The sequence below is a fragment of the Solimicrobium silvestre genome (assembly GCF_002976435.1).
Classification (GTDB): domain Bacteria; phylum Pseudomonadota; class Gammaproteobacteria; order Burkholderiales; family Burkholderiaceae_D; genus Solimicrobium; species Solimicrobium silvestre.
Window position 1 is genome coordinate 35,819 of sequence record NZ_PUGF01000032.1, and the last position, 15,939, is coordinate 51,757.

Annotated in this window: 11 protein-coding genes; 3 read left to right on the forward strand and 8 right to left on the reverse strand. The window is 48.9% G+C overall.

Annotated features, from left to right (window positions below):
- The first annotated feature begins 25 nt into the window (after window positions 1-25).
- On the forward strand, window positions 26-1,120 hold the full coding sequence (locus S2091_RS21800; protein ID WP_105534084.1) for a phytanoyl-CoA dioxygenase family protein: 1,095 nt from the start codon (window positions 26-28) through the stop codon (window positions 1,118-1,120).
- Window positions 1,121-1,152: 32 nt separating this feature from the next.
- The gene (locus tag S2091_RS21805) at window positions 1,153-2,292 is read left to right on the forward strand and encodes an acyltransferase family protein (protein ID WP_105534085.1); all 1,140 of its coding nucleotides are present in this window, start codon (window positions 1,153-1,155) and stop codon (window positions 2,290-2,292) included.
- A gap of 11 nt (window positions 2,293-2,303) precedes the next feature.
- Here S2091_RS21805 and S2091_RS21810 read toward each other — a convergent pair whose 3' ends face one another.
- From S2091_RS21810 to S2091_RS21845, 8 genes are all read right to left on the reverse strand, one after another.
- Window positions 2,304-3,347, reverse strand: a complete 1,044-nt coding sequence (locus tag S2091_RS21810; protein ID WP_105534086.1) for a GNAT family N-acetyltransferase — start codon at window positions 3,345-3,347, stop codon at window positions 2,304-2,306.
- A 77-nt stretch (window positions 3,348-3,424) separates the two neighbouring features.
- On the reverse strand, window positions 3,425-4,393 hold the full coding sequence (locus tag S2091_RS21815; protein WP_105534087.1) for a glycosyltransferase family 2 protein: 969 nt from the start codon (window positions 4,391-4,393) through the stop codon (window positions 3,425-3,427).
- A gap of 4 nt (window positions 4,394-4,397) precedes the next feature.
- Window positions 4,398-5,480, reverse strand: coding sequence for a GNAT family N-acetyltransferase (locus S2091_RS21820; protein ID WP_105534088.1), 1,083 nt, complete (start codon window positions 5,478-5,480; stop codon window positions 4,398-4,400).
- Window positions 5,470-7,995, reverse strand: a complete 2,526-nt coding sequence (locus S2091_RS21825) for an oligosaccharide flippase family protein (RefSeq protein WP_165795064.1) — start codon at window positions 7,993-7,995, stop codon at window positions 5,470-5,472. The genes S2091_RS21820 and S2091_RS21825 overlap by 11 nt, the downstream gene beginning before the upstream one ends.
- 2 nt (window positions 7,996-7,997) lie before the next feature.
- On the reverse strand, window positions 7,998-8,978 hold the full coding sequence (locus tag S2091_RS21830) for a polysaccharide deacetylase family protein (RefSeq protein WP_105534090.1): 981 nt from the start codon (window positions 8,976-8,978) through the stop codon (window positions 7,998-8,000).
- A gap of 5 nt (window positions 8,979-8,983) precedes the next feature.
- Window positions 8,984-10,309 (reverse strand): putative O-glycosylation ligase, exosortase A system-associated, encoded by a 1,326-nt coding sequence (locus tag S2091_RS21835; RefSeq protein ID WP_105534091.1) that lies wholly within the window; start codon window positions 10,307-10,309, stop codon window positions 8,984-8,986.
- The gene (locus tag S2091_RS21840) at window positions 10,302-11,459 is read right to left on the reverse strand and encodes a glycosyltransferase family 4 protein (protein WP_105534092.1); all 1,158 of its coding nucleotides are present in this window, start codon (window positions 11,457-11,459) and stop codon (window positions 10,302-10,304) included. Before S2091_RS21840 ends, S2091_RS21835 begins: the two co-directional genes overlap by 8 nt.
- Window positions 11,456-12,637 (reverse strand): glycosyltransferase family 4 protein, encoded by a 1,182-nt coding sequence (locus tag S2091_RS21845; RefSeq protein WP_105534093.1) that lies wholly within the window; start codon window positions 12,635-12,637, stop codon window positions 11,456-11,458. The genes S2091_RS21840 and S2091_RS21845 overlap by 4 nt, the downstream gene beginning before the upstream one ends.
- Before the next feature lie 1,114 nt (window positions 12,638-13,751).
- Between S2091_RS21845 and S2091_RS21850 the strand changes: the two genes are divergently transcribed.
- Entirely contained in the window at window positions 13,752-15,872 is a 2,121-nt protein-coding gene (locus tag S2091_RS21850; protein WP_165795065.1) for an RHS repeat domain-containing protein, read from the forward strand.
- Window positions 15,873-15,939 lie beyond the last annotated feature (67 nt).

Genomic DNA, 15,939 nt, shown 5'->3' on the forward strand with positions numbered 1-15,939 from the left:
TCGTCTTTATAAAGAGCTAAAGATCATGTCAACTACTCCTGGTAATCAAGATTTGGCGCAATTTTTTAAAGCGGGACATTTCCTATTGTCTGACGCGAATAGCCCGGACGTTATGCAGCGCATCGTCGCGGCGATGAATCGTTTGAAAGTCGCGTATCCGTTTGGGTTTGATCATGCCAACGGCTTTGGCGCGTCAACCATGAAGCCGCGGCTGGCGGCCCCATTGCCAAGTGACCGCGCACCGACCATTATTTATCATAACGTGGGGTTTTTAGAGCCCGATCTTTTACTGCCTTTACATAACCCCGTTATTATCGACATGGTTGAGCGCGTCGTTGGAAAGGATTTTTATTTGTCCAATGTGTGGTTGCAAGTTGTGCCGCCACATACGGGCCGGATGGGATACCACAAGGACGAGCACGGTTCTATTTCCATCACTATGCCGCTAGATACCATCGGCTGGAATAGCGGCAGTACCTGTCTGGTTCCCGCAAGCCATCGTAATACCCCACCGCCTAATTTTTGTATGCCGGATATTATGCTCGAGCACGGGCGTGAAGCGCAGCTAACGGGCAGCCTCGGCGATGTGGTTTTCTTCACGCCGGAAACCTGGCACGGGCGGGCTGCCAACCAGACCGACCAGCCAACTTGCCGGTTATTTTATAATTTTTATAGCCGCGCCAGCCGCGACGCGACGCGCTGGAGCCCCTGCATTACTGCGGATAAAGTGGCAGAAGTTGCTGAAACGCTCCCAGTGCAATACCGGCACATGTTACGCATTGACCCAGCCAAACCGAAACCAACAGCAACGCAGGGCAGGTTCACTACATGGGTGATGCGCAACGGTTCGTCGTCCTCGGCAGCGAATTTATCTGCGGTGCTTCGAGAGTATTTTTATTGGCGTTTTACTTTCAATACGCCGATCGTAAAAGATGCCAGAGGGCAGAGTTTGCCAGCGTACCGAACCACCATTACCGAGAGTGAACAATTTTCGTTATTGGAATATATCTGTCATTTAAATGCGATGCGAACCGTCAAAAACGGTGTGCGCATGACGCTTAACTATTGGATGTCGGTATTCGGTATTGGGGGCAGGGCAGTAGCAAAGGGTGGCGACTAGGGCAGCTGATTCATTAACCATTTCGATGTGCAATGAAACCACACAACAGAATTAGTTCTCTTGAGTCTAGCCGTGGCTTGTTAGCGCTTTGGGTCGTGGTGGGGCACGTACTCAGGCATGCGGGCTACCGTGAACAAGATCTGGGCATCGCTAAATTTCTTGTGGAACCGGGGCTGGCGGTTGACGTGTTTATCATGATCAGCGGCTTCGTGATTTTTTTCCTTTTAGACCAGCAAAGAACGTCGACTTTGCATTTTTTGGTGCGGCGCTGGTTCCGGCTGATGCCAGTGTTCTTGTTCGTATTAATAGCCTCGGCGTTGACGTTGAATTGGCAGTTGAACGTAATTTCCACTACGCCGTGGCAGGGCGATGCGGTCATGAATGACTTGGCGATTCATTTGGATACGGCAAAATACTTCGTTGCACATTTGCTAGCGCATATCACGTTGTTGCATGGTCTGATATCCGATCATATTTTACCCAACAGTCAGTACGCTTTTATTGGTCAAGCATGGAGTATTTCAGTCGAATGGCAGTTTTACCTGGTCGCCCCGTTCATTTTTCATGCCGTGATTGCTAAAAAATGGAACACGGTAGCGAGCCTGTTAATCGCCGTTTGTGTTTTGCGTTCTCTCAATTACAGCGGTGAAGGGTTTGCGGTAAATCAGGCAGGGTATTTTTTGATTGGCATGCTGTCTTACTTTATCTGGAAGCGCGCTGATCAGCTTAGTGCAATAGATTTTCGACTGATTGAAGTAGCCGCCTTGGTGTTGATTGCCTTAAGTTATTTCCTCATAGTTCGGAGCTTATCGCCGGTGCTGTGGATTGCTTTAATGACGTGCATGCTGGCCGAGCAGCATGACTCGCCGGGCTTAGTGCAACAGTATCTAGGCCGGCTATTGAATCACCCGTTATTACGCTGGTGTGGAAAAATTTCTTACTCCGTCTACATGGTTCATATGCTGGTTATTTACGCGATTCAATACAGCATTTTGACCATGTGGCCGCACATTGAAAAAATCTATTTTGTGGCGTTGATGCTGCCCTTAGCCGTAGCGGGAACGCTAGGTCTGGCAGTATTTTCGTGGACTTTTATTGAGGCTCCGGGGATAGAGCTCGGACGTCGGGTTAGTGCGTATGTGAAAGTACCGGCACCGACAGTAATCGGTTAGATATTCTATTGTTACTCTTCTATCGGATCGCGAATGTCGAGCACGCGATATCGAATATAATCCTGCGCCCGAATAACCAGGCAGCGAGCCGTGTTGCGCCGGAAGGTGCCAACGCCCAACTTATAGGTATGATTTGCAAAGTCCGATTTATGGCGCTGCGCTCCCATGCCATTGTCGATGCATGCGATCCCAAACTGTGCGGCATTTTTTGTCAGCAAATAAAATAATAAACGTCCAGGTGAGTAGGCCGAATAACTCACTTCATAGACGGGAAACCAGTAATGAAAAACCCCGTTGGCAAGCAGCCCGAAGTGTGAGCTGATTAGCTGGTCGCCTGAATACAACTTAGATAAAACCCCTCTGAAATACTTGTTCTGCACCGCATGCAAATTTGTCAGACACTGGTTAGCCCATTGGCTGGCCATGCCATCTGTGGCTCCGGTTACATAGTATTGGTGTCTTTTTGTTTGTATCAAACTTTGCAGATCGGACAAGTCGGGTGAATGGAATTCAAACCGTAGTTCGCCTTTTTCTTTGGAAATTTTATGCAGGCAGCGCATCGTATCCTTGGTAAATTTCGGCGAAATGCGTTCTCGCTCAGCCCAATAAGCCTCAAATCCATCGCATAAATGGGTTGCCGTTCCTTCACGAATAAATTCTGTATTCAGGCCTAGTTTTGCTTGAAATTCATGGAGATGATCGAAGGAATATTGATGAATTTTTGATACTTCCAACAGCTCGATGAGTTGTTCCGGTTGTAATTTTTCCGATGAAATGTAGCCATTGTAATCAGACAGGTATAAGCCTATTCGCTCGGCGCGCCCCAGCACACTGTTGGTAAATTGAAATGGAAAGAAGCCAATTGGGGTAGTGTCTTGCAGTGCAACCGTCACATAGCACCGATCTTTGGCAACTTCGGCGACAGCGCGTGCAAAGTAAGGCGAAAAGAAGGGACTATGAAAAGCCTTGTTGTCTTGGGCGATTTTTTGCCATGCCTCGAACATATCGGGAGGCAAGTCTACAAGTCGAAATCGCTGAAAAGAGGTTAAGGGCATAGGGTACTGAAAATAAATAAGTAATTTAAAGTTATTCTAGTTGTTGAGAAAGAAATTACCCCCCCAAAACGTTGCTTTTATTTGTTAAATAATGAAAACACCAGCATCAGTAAAGCGCGCGGTACATAAGTAAGACTCTTCATCGGTCGTGTCCCGTAGTAAGCAGCCTGCAGGAAAGCGGGAATACTCGGAAGATACTCATCGGCAAAAAATAAATTGCAGCCGGTTTGAAATGATTGTAGTCCACGAATATGACGAATTTCCTTAGCCGACAATTTGTCTTTTTGCTGTACCAGATGTTTCTCCAGCATAGGCAGTACGATCATTTGCGTTTGTGCAAGATGGCGCTTCATGAGGCTGCCAGCACTATCATAATAGTTGATCAAAATCTCTTTTAGTACGATAACCTTGCCTCTCAGCGCTAATCTAATCCACAAATCAAGGTCTTCTCCTACCGGAAGATTTTCGTCAAAGCCGCCCAGTTCCAGTACCAGATGTCGGTGCGTGAGTACCGTTGGGGTAGGTAGAAAATTATAAATTAGCAACGTTTTCCATGCCTCGGCACCTTCCACCGGCGGGCGATTAATATGCCCTTCTTTCAGATATTCACCCGACTCTGAAATCAGTTTACTGTTGCATGACACCAATGTAATGCTCGGATCGCGCTTAATTTCAACTAATTGTTTTTTTAACTTGCCTGCCAGCCATATGTCATCGGCATCTAAAAATGCGAGAAATTTCCCTTTTGCTTCACGTATTCCATAATTGCGGGCAGCAGATACTCCGCCATTTTTCGGCATTTGCAGCAAACGTATCACGCTATGAAGTTGCATTAATTCAGTGACCGCGATGAAGGTGTCATCCGTACTGCCGTCATCGACAATAATAATTTCAAGTGAATCAACGTCTTGAATCAGAACCGAGCCAACCGCCCTTGATATCGTCTCCGCTGCATTAAACGCGGGGATGATGACACTCACGTCGCAAGTTTCATCGTTGCTAACGCAGTCATCGTTGTTGATGGGGTTGTTGGTTAAGTTGTTCATTGGCTTATATTCCCAGCCGCCAGAGTACGCTCTGGAATCCACGCGCAACCAGCGTTGGCAGAGAATTATTGTGCCAGACACCTCGGTAAAAATAATGTTCGTCGCTGAGAATTTCCTTCTTGCTAGGCGTTACCCCTTCGCCCCGATCTATGGTGTGGATATTGTGCAGCGTAGTTGCCTTGCATATATTGTCTAGCAACAGTCTTCCCGGGCCGTATTTGGCCATTTCCGGATTGTATACAGGCAACCAATATTGTAAGACGCCATTACCCATGATGCCAAAATGGCTGGCTACCCATTGATCTCCGGCCTGCAGATGCGAAAGCACGCCCCGGCATGAGCTTGACTTGGTAAACAGCAGCCGTTCCAGAAGATCGATCTTCCAGGCTTGCGCCAAGACATCGGGCACATTGGTTCTTTTGTACTGCGCCCGTTTTTGACGTATCAGGTTATGCAAATGCTCTGTGCGATTTTCGATCAGGTCGAAGGTGAATTCAAGCGGGCCAAAGTCCTCCTTCAAATGCTTCTCGCGCCGTGTCATTTCGCGCATATGCTTTTGGCTGATCGGGCAGTCGACTTCATTGCCGTTAAATATTTTGTCACAAGGAATTCGTAAGCCCGGCCTTGGCAGCTCACCGGTTAAGCCATAAGCCAGTTGCGATTCATCTAAATGGGAAAAGGTGATCTGATTCAGGTTCGCCAGCGATAACAGCGTGGCCGGCGTAATCCTTAAATCTTCGCTGGCGATCAGACCAAAGTAGTCGGTCATTTGCCGGCCGACCGGTTCTGCGGATTTTAACCATTCCGAAGTGCGATTTTGGAATTGGTAAGGTAAGAAACCACGCAACTGCCCATCTTGCGAGATGACGCATACCTTCACATTGACACCCGACTCGGCAACGGCGCTGGTGTATTGAAAGCTTAAAAAAGGCGAAGACAAGTGAGCAATGTTTGCTGACAAGGCATTCCACGCTGTAATTTCTAGTTCCGTCAGATCTGCAGGCGTTACTACGCGTGAGCTTAGTCCGCTGTTTAAGCCACTATTTAGTCCATCCTTCAGTCCACTATTTAAGCCGCTACTCAGCATAGTTTGACCTCGCCACGTAGCCCAGCCTGACTGGCCTTAAGAACAGCCAATATGCCAGCATGAAAGGGTGAAACTTGTTCAGCGTATCGGTAATGCTGCGTTCAGAAATATGGATGCGACCGAATACCAGATTATCTGGGCTTTGTTGATTGACGATATTTAAAATAGGGTCGCTACTGAACAGGTAGCGGTAGTGCGCTTCCCTGCAAACTTGCAGCACACTATTGTCGTAGGCACCGTGAGGAAATGACATGGATTCTATATACAGTCCGTTTAAATGTTTGGATAACGTTTCTTGCGCTAGCTTGACCTCGGACTCGGCGCTAGCCACTTTTGTTAAGGGCTGATGCGTCATGCCGTGGCTGCCGATATAGTGGCGCGCTTTCGCTAGTTTGTGTAATTGGATCAGGCTCAGCATCGCTGCCGGAGCGTTTGCCCTGTCTTGCAAAATAGTTGCAAGATGCCTTAAATTGTTTGGATTGTGTGTATCTAATTGTTGGATCACCGAGCGGATTTCCGCTTCGCTGCTGCGCTCTTTTCCAACCAGCACCACATCAATACTGCTCTGTATGAGCGCCGCATTTAATTGCGTTATTCCATCTGGATGGGTTGCCAGCAGGCGATAGACAGCTTCCTGCCAAAATGGCGCAGCCTGATTGATCACCGACCCGGCTACAAATACGACAGAAGCCATACCCAGCTCATCGAGTATCGGCTGAGCGTATTCGGCAGTGTCTGCCCAGCCGTCGTCAAAGGTAATTAACAGGCTACGCGGCGGTAATTTTTTTTGATCGTGCAAGGCGGCGGCCAGCTCATCCATAGAGATAACGTGATAGTGCCGCTGAAAGAATTGCAGGCATTTTTTAAAGGTTGCCGTGTCCATAGTCCACTCAGGATCAGCGCCCGGGCGACGCTGATCATGGTGCGGAAGCACCCGATGAAACATGGCAACGGTGAGACGTTCTTTATTTCTAAAACGGTGATAAATACTCAAAATACCGAGTTTGTATGAGAGGATTTTTACCGCCGTTTTGAATTGTTTTGTTACGTTTTGCTGGCCTTTAAACGACGATGGGCTAGGGGGCTGTATCGACGTCAAAAATTCAGTGATCTGCGCAAAAAAAGGATGCTTGGTTAAGATAACGCCGAGCAGCCATCCTACTGTGGCAGTCACCGCGCCTAGTACCAGCGGTTGCCATGAGCTGCCCGATGCGGCGGGCCAAAAAAGATAAATCAGCAAAGGCCCGGCGGCACTAAAAATAGTAATTAATCCGCTGTGCCGGCAAGCATGCAGTAACTCGATAAAATTGATGCGTATCGTCATGCGCAAGTACCTGGACACAATCATCAAAGTCAGCAGTTCTGCCGCGATAATGGCAATGGATATGCCGAAAAGTCCAAAGCTGGACGCATAAATGACCGCAATAACGCGCAATGGCTGGGAGAGAAGTTGCGCAAAGGTGGCATGTTGTACCTGCCCATTGGCGATCATGACATGTCCCGCAAAGATCGATAAGGAGGAAATCGCTCCGGCGATGCACAGCATTTGTACGATAGGAACCGACGCATCCCATTGCGGCCCATATAAAACACGCACCATCGGCAAGGCCAGTAACGCCATAACAGAAAAAAACGGCCATGCCAATGTCGTTAAATAATTGACCGAAAGCAGATACGGTTCCCGCAGATCGGTGCCACTGCGTTTGATTTGGGAGAAATACGGCAAGATCAGAGGCGTCAACGCGGAGGCGATCAATTTTGCGAAAAGCTGGACTAAGCCATTACCGCGACTGAAATAACCCACTGATGCCATGTCGATGACTTTGGCAATCACCAGATCGGGACTATTCGTGCCGATAGCGTTGGCAGCATTGCCCAGGCTGGAGATGCTGCCAAAGGAAAGGACTTTACCGATATTCGTGAATTGCGGCAGCCACGGAATATCTTTGGGCCGTCCGATGTTGGAGGCGATTCCAAACGATAGTATTCCTGCAAAATTTGCCCAGGCTAAACTCAACGCACCAAAACCGCGCGTGGCTAATATGGTAGCGACTGCCACATGACAGATTGCGCTGGCAATTTTAATAAAGAAAATTCTCTTGAACTGCATTTCCCGGCGATAAATCCCGAATAACAGGGAGCCAAAAGGGGATACGGCAAAGCTCAGCGCCATCACTTCAAGAATGTCTTTGATAGCCGGATTTTTGTAAAAACCTGCCACTAGAGTACTGCACGCGTACATCGCGCCCGCAACCAATAAGGCCAAAATAATGGCAACGCCGTAAGCGGATCGAATTTTTTCTTTAGTGAGCTCCGCCTCTTGGATGATGTAGTTCACCACGCCAAAGTCACGGAATACATGGAGCAAAGTCATTAAGAAGGCGGCCACCGAATACAAGCCGGTATCCGCTGGCGTCAATATGCGAGCAAGAATAAGTACACCGGCGAATTGAATCGTCAGCTCCAGATACTGAGTGACAAAGTTGATGCCGATTGATTTTCTTGTACTGTTCATCGTCATTCAGCCAACCAGCGTAACAGGCGCAATTTAAACATCAGTTGTGATTTATCCCAAGGGCGACCGCGTGGAATCTGGTAGGGATCGGTTTGACCGGTTGCCGGCCCCATGGTGGTGATGAATGCAGCGCTATAGCCAGCTTCTTTCGCCATTTGCACGTGGCGCTCGTCATAATCCATGCCGACCTTGCCGTTAGGGTAAGCAAATAAGCGCACCGGTTTCCCTATAATGGCTTCAAGTTCTTGTTTGCAGCCGACAATTTCTTCTTTGGCGCGTTGGTCATCTAGCTTGGTCAGGATTGGGTGGGTAACCGTATGGCCGCCAACTTCAATCCCGTTTTCAACCAGTGTGCGCACCATGTCGTGCGTGAGCATTAAACCGGAGCGGTGCGCAGCGCCAATCAGGCTTTCCAGCTTGAGTGACAGATCCAGCCGCTGTTCCGAAGGCAGGTATTTAGCTGCCCGGATTAATTTGTCGGCTGCATTTTCTCGATCGGCCAGCGATGAAATTGGGTGAATTCCCAGCCCCGAATTAGTTAAGTCAAGCGGGCCAACGGGCAAGCTCCGTACCGCTTCGAGTATTCGGTCATTCCACATATTGCTGCCGTCCAGATAGCTGGTGGTGACAAAAACGGTCGCAGGGAAATTGAATTCTTTGAGTATCGGAAGCGCCAGATCGTGCGTGGAGCGGTAGCCGTCATCAAACGTAATGCATACCGCTCTGGGCGGCATGCGTCCGTTGCGTAAGGTGTCGAGCGCTTCATGGAGCGGTAATACATTAAAGCAGCTGGCCAACGCTTCCATCTGCCACCGAAAGCTGGCGACATCCGGTTCCGACTCCAGCAAGGGGTCGACGTGTTCAAGAATGCGATGGTAGATCAATATGCAGAGTCGACCCTGCCCAACCGCACTTGGTGCAATTTGATTTCCCACAACGCGAATAAAACGCGATGTTAAATTATTTATAAGTGAGAATGTCATGCGCTCTACGGTGTTTGTTGGGGTACACGGATAGTCAGGTCTACATTGCTGGCAGTAATTGCTGTTGCTTCAGGTTCTGCCGTAGCGTTGCTAGTCAGGCTGTCCTTTGATAATAGTAATTTCTCAAGCAAAATCAATACGGCGACGATGTCGTAATAAAGATCGTAGTAAGCCAATGTCAAAAAAGCACCGCCGATTGCGTAACCAATAATACTGACTTGGCACATGGCGGCAAGATCCGAAGCCCATTTCAGGTCTTCTCGGTCTTTGCAAAATTTTAGTACCCGAGTTCCCGTGCGCCATGCCAGAAACATAAAAAGTAGAAATAGGCTGATGCCGACGAAGCCGTGTTCACCCACTACCTGAAAATAAATGCTGTGCGCTGCATGTTGGTTATAGGGTTCCGGCGCATACACAACGAAGAGCCGGTTGGTGAAGCAGTCAAAACCACCGCCCATCAAGTTGGCAGAGGCGACGTTAATGGCAAATCCCCAGGCATTGATCCGACCTAAAGCGGATGAATCTTGTTGGTAATTATCAATCGTGTGCATGCGATCAAACCACTGTGCCGGCATTACGGCGTAAATGACAACGACAATCAACAGCAAGATTATTCCGGTACGAATTTTTTGCCGGTTCTTCAGCCAGAGGAAAAAGAACATGGCAGCGCCGCCTAACAGCGCGCCGCGTGAGTACGAGCCGACGGCGGCGATGACTGTCAGCATTGTTAATCCGATGAAGCCATAGCGCAGAATTTTTTGCGTGACACTTAGCTGCACATACCAGATCAAGGGTAGTGCGGTAACCAGCGCCAAAGCTAGCGCATTGTTATCCGTGATATAGCTGCCTTCTGGGCCAAACACATGGCTGCTACCGCCGGAAAGTATCGTGAATACGCCGCCTTTAAACCCAAAAAAACCGAGCGAAAGGCCGATTGTCCAGGCCAGTGCCTGTATTTCTTGCTTGGTATTAATGGTAAGCAGGATCACCGCCACCAAGATCATAGTTTTCATAACGCGACTCCATTCGGCCCAGGCTCGCGTTGGTTCCAATGCGTAAAAAGTAGTTAATGTCATCCATGTAACGAACACCAGCAGGGTTATCGTTAGCCCTGTAACTGGAAAATTTTTCTTCTGGTTCGATACCAGTAGACTAATCAACGTCACCACGACGATGACTGCTGCAAACGGAAAGTCATAGGCTGCGCCATACGTTAGCCTATGCGGGTTCATCAAGCTGACCCAGGTGAACAGCAAGACGCCGATAAACGGCTTCTTGAACACGAAGGGCAGGATGCTGAAAATTAAAATAAAGAGTGCAATATCACGCATGGTGCCGCAGCCTCTCAAATAGTTGCACGACGCGCTCTGCGTTGGCTTTCCAGGTCAGTTGCTTGTCCGCGATAGTGGCTGATGCATTCTTGCTGACACTTAGTCGCAGTGCGTCATCCTTGCACAGTCGGTCTATCGCTTTTGGCATGCCATCGGCCTGGTTGGGGTCAAACAATATCGCATTGTGCTCATCAAACAATAGCTCGCGAATATTTGCTTGCGCCGGTGCCACAATCGCTTTACCCAAGGCTAGATATTCAAACAGTTTTAGCGGTGACGCGTAGGCGACCACGGCGGGCTGTAATGCGATATCAAATGCAGCCACATATTCCGGTATCTTTTCCCGCCCGATGATGCCGGTAAAACTGACTCGGTTCGTCACGTTGAGTGCTTCGGCCTGTTTCTCCAAAGCGGGTCGCGCTGGCCCGTCGCCGACCACCATTAAATGCCGGCCAGCTTCCGGAGGGTCATTGGCGATCATGTCGATGACTTTATCTAGCCCGTGCCAGTCACGCACAAAACCGGTAAAGCCAAGTACCAGTTTGTTCTCTAATCCCAAGGCGGATTTAACCGAGTTGTGGGACGCGACATTGTCGAACTCTTTGGTGTTAATGCCGTTATGAATAACCAGCATTTTTTCAGGCGCTACGCCGTAAGATTGTATGATTTCGGCCATGACCTGAGTGACCGGCAGCACAAAATCTGCCGCCCGCCATGTTGTGGCTTGCGACCAGCGCGCCAGACGTTTAAGTGACAGTCCGTCATAGCGTTCCCGCTCTTCAAAGATCGGTGAATTAACTTCCAGCAGCATGGGTAAATGGTGTTTACGCTTAATCCATATTCCGGCCAGAAGAAAAAGGTTGTAGCGCTCGTAAAGACAATCGGGCTGATGTTGTTTGACGGCTTTTGCCAGGGCGCGGTAAGCGATCCAGTTGTAGGCAAACTCCATCAGCTCATAGCAAAATTTGGGTACATAGCGCTTCAACATCACAACAAAATTATCGTCGGAGCCGAATGACGTATGTTGATTGCCGGCCGGTGCTACAACAATGACTTCATGCCCCAAGTCACGCAAGGCGGCGATCATTTCTTTGATGTGAACGGCTTGGCCGTCTTTGGAACTGGTGCGATGGTGGTAAAGAATTTTCACTGTGCTTTTCCACCATTCAAAATAGTGTTGAATAAGCGCAGTTGCCCCTGCGTAGTTTCGTCCCAGCTAAATTTTTCTGCGTAGCGGCGAGTGGCTTCATGCTCTGGATAGTTGGCTCGCAAACTGTGTATCGCGGCGATCAATGCCTGCGGAGTACGTTCAGAAATCAGTATTCCAGCATCAAGAGAAGTGACGACCTCGGGCGAGCCACCCACGTTACTAGCAATGACCGGTGTGCCGCACGCCATCGATTCTAAAAGGACATTGGCCCAACCCTCCCGGCTAGAAACTAACACCAGTGCATCTGCCGCACTATAAAACGTTTTCAGCTCCGTTTGGGGTACTGAACCTAGCCATTGCACCCGATCGGCTACGCCCAACTGCTGTGCTAATTCGTGCAGTTTTTGGTGTTCAGGACCACTGCCTGCGATCATCAGATGAATGTCGGTGAGTGAACTCAAAGCTCTAATTACCAGATCATGTCCTTTGTGGGTAGTTAGCGATCCGACTGACAGCAATGTGAAGTGTTGCAGCCCTAATTCTTGCCTTACTTTCTGTCGATCCATCGGCTGAAAGCGCTGTAAATCGACACCGTTACGCAGTGGCGTAATGTGCTCGGACGGCACGCCCAGTTTCACCATTTCATCTTTGAGAGCATGGCAGACGGTAATTACGCCTCGTGCGTTTTTTGCCGCCCACAGTATCATTTTCTTGGGCAGGTGATATTGCGGGATCAGGTTAATGTCCGTGCCACGGGCGGTAATTACGACTGGTTTGTTGAAGTATTTGCCGAGCATGACTGCTGCAACGCCGTCGGGATAAAAGTAATGGGCGTCGATTAAATCAAAGTCGTAGCCTTCATCAATAATGCGTGCCAGTGTTTTTTTCAGTGAATGCGCCATCAGCAATGGCGACAGGTGCATACCTATTTTGGGAATCTGGGTGTAGCGGGGATGGTCAATGTGAATACCCTGACGGGTTTCCGCTTCGGGTACACGGGCAAAGCTGGCATAGCGGCCAAAGTGCGGGTGTTTGGAGGGAAACCAGGGAATTGGTGCAATAACCCGTGACTCTGCCTGACCGCTGGCAACTAGGTAGCGCAGCCTGGTCTCTACAAAAATTCCGTGATTCGCTTGTTCTGCATTCGGGTACAACGTGCTGAATGTGAGTAGCTTCATCTTATTAGGAGGTATGGGTAACGTTACATGCAAACGCTGCCGATTAATAGAGTCAGACTTTGTAGAGATACTAACAGAGGGAAACTATTTTGGAAGCAACTTTTCGGAAATAGGGATTGAATAGTTGTTTATTGGTACATAACGACAAATGTATTATTTAATGAGGATACGTCGCTGCGTACTACGTCAAACCTGATAGAGAAAAGCCTTAACATCAAGTAGAGTCCGCGAGCTTTAATTTGATAGCGGGTATTCAGTTCATCGATCGCACCGATGGTGGCAAAGGTCATGAAATGGTCAGAAGAAAGAGCATGTGCATGCAAATGGCATGCACAGTCTTAAAGCAAATTTCTCGAGCTGTTTTTTCGAATTATGAAGGAAATTTATGTGTTTTTGACAGAGTTTGTGCACAAAGGCTATGCCCTAAAGAGGGCATTTTGCTTATTCAGCTTCAATAGTTGTGACAATCTCAAAATACTGTTGTTTTTTGTTTAATAACAGATCGAATGCCCTCTTTAGGGCATAGACAGGGAGTTGCTTGCAGAGTATATTGCCAAATCTTTTTATTGAGCAACATGCAACAGGTGGTGAATTGCTGTTTCAAACAACAGCGACTCGGCTTGGGTCACACTATGCAATCGGCTGTGCGAATCTATCTTCTTTCGGCAACAATCATCAAGTCCACAAACAGGATTTCACATTGAAAAAGCTTTTATTCATTTTCTTATTTTTAATTTTTAATAGCGAATTGTCTTATTCTCAGACGTCTTATTCTCAGACTTTTGCTGCAACAGCTGTATTTTCTGGTCCCGCTACAGTGTCTACTCTTGCTGCTTTTACTTCGTATTGTTTAAATACATACACTCCTGAGCAATTGCATGGTGCTACGCTTTCTGTAGATATGCAACCATATATTCCAAATACAACTTATGTATTTTATTATTGCATGATTAATGGTAATGGGAATCCTCCTAAATGGTTTCTTTTTGCTGGTGATTTTTATTTTAGTTGCCCAAATTATGATGTTATTGTCCTTGGTCAGGATGGTTTCAATAGTACATGCGTCTGCCCTCCAAACAACCTCTATTTTGGTGATGTCCAAAAATGCGTTCCAGTGATACAAGTCCCCCCGCCTAAAAAAGATTGCGGTTGCAAAGTAGGCGACCCAATCGGCGTAGGAACCGGAAACAGTGTTCAAACGCAGATCGATTTAACGGTAGCCACACCCTTATCTGGTTTAACAACGGCACGCACTTACAACAGCGCACCGGGTAACCCCGATGGGCAAATGCTTCGCTCGTTTGGCGCACGCTGGACGCAGCCTTATGATGTCAGCATTGTTCCAATGGGAGTTGTAACGCCGACCAATCCCGTTACCTATAACTTTCCCGCGATCTGCTGGGAGCGAACTGATACCAACTATATCTGGTGTGACTATCCAAAGTATATTGCATCGCCATTACAGCAGATCGTCGAAGTGGTCCGTGGTGGTGGTCAAGGACTGTATTTCACCTCCGCACCGGGTGGGCCTGTCAACGGGACGATGACATGGTTTGCCGATTCCGACGTGTCAGGTCAATTAACCTCCACCGTTGCCAGCAATGGCACAACGATGACAGGCTATACCTTCACGGATACCGATAACCACAAAGAAACTTATGACGGTAATGGCGTGTTATTAAGCATCTCCGCGCAGGGTGGCAGCACCCAGCAACTAACCTACAGTACCGGCGTATCGAATGACAGTAGTGTCGGACGTTATCCAGCCACGGCACCGATTTGCCCGCATGTGCAAGCCGGTGCCGTGGTCAATGGCGGAACATTATTGTGCGTGACTGATCAATGGGGACGCCAACTGCAATATGAGCACGATAGTTTAGGGCGTATTACCGAAACGATTGATCCCAACAATCAACTTACCCAGTACGCGTACGATGGTCCATCGGCTGGTTGCACCGCAGCCAATACCGTATCCTCCTTAGCGTGCAGCGCCAATAATTTAACGGCCATTATCTACCCGGATGGTAAAACCAAGACTCTGTATTACAACGAAGCGGCGCAAATCAACGGTGGAACGGTCTGTCCTAATTCAGCACCGGTGGGTAATGGCTTTAGTTATCTGCTGAATGCCTTAACGGGCATCGTTGATGAGAATGGTAACCGCTCGGTGAGCTGGACGTTTAATTGCAGTGGCGTAGCCACGTCATCGCAATTAGGAGCCGGGGTCGACAATTATCAAATTGCGGTGGGTACCCCGAATGCGAATGGGAGCGGTACAAGCACCGTGACGACGCCATTAGGCGCCCAAGTGACGTACGGATTTACGCCGATTAATAGTTTAGTGGTCAGTAATACGATCACGCAACCGGCCGGCAGTGGCAGTGGGGTAGCCACCGCAACCAGTACGTATGATGCTAACTCGAACGTGCTCAGCTATACGGATTTTAACGGCAACGTCACTACCTACACGTACGACATGGCACGTAATCTGGAGCTGACCAAAGTCGACGCAGCTGGTACTGCGCAACAGAGAACGAGCACAACAGTGTGGAACCCAACGTACCGCTTACCCGCACAAGTGGCCGAACCATTACGCTTAACCACGTACACCTACGACATGAACGGTAATCTGCTGAGCAAGACACAACAAGCGACGAGCGATGCGAACGGCAGCCAGGGACTTAGTGCTACGGTAATCGGCGCCCCGCGCACGTGGAAATACACGTACAACAGCGTCGGCCAAGTGTTGACGATCACCGGCCCCCGCACCGATGTCACCGACCTTACGCAGTTCGCCTACGACACCTACGGCAACCTGAGCAGCGTCACCAACGCCGCCGGTCAGATCACGACACTAAGCAATTACGACCTGAATGGTCATGTCGGCAGCATCACCGATCCGAACGGCTTAACCACCACCTACGTCTACAGCCCACGCGGCTGGCTGACTAGCCAAAGTCGCGGCAGTGAAGTCACCAGTTATAACTACGACGGCGCAGGCCAACTACTCAGTGCCACCTTCCCGAATCAGGCGAAGTTAAATTACACCTACGACGCCGCGCATCGCTTAACCAACATTGCCGACAACCTCGGCAACACGGTCAACTACACCCTGGATGCCATGGGCAACCGGACACTGGAACAAGTCAACGACGCCAGCGGCAACCTGACGCGCCAGATCAGCCGCGTGGTGGATGCCCTAAACCGTCTTCAACAAATCACTGGAGCTCAATAATGCAGGCGCCTATCTGTCGTTGTAAATTAAACCGATCCCTAACCCTCTTAGCGACGCTGGGACTAGT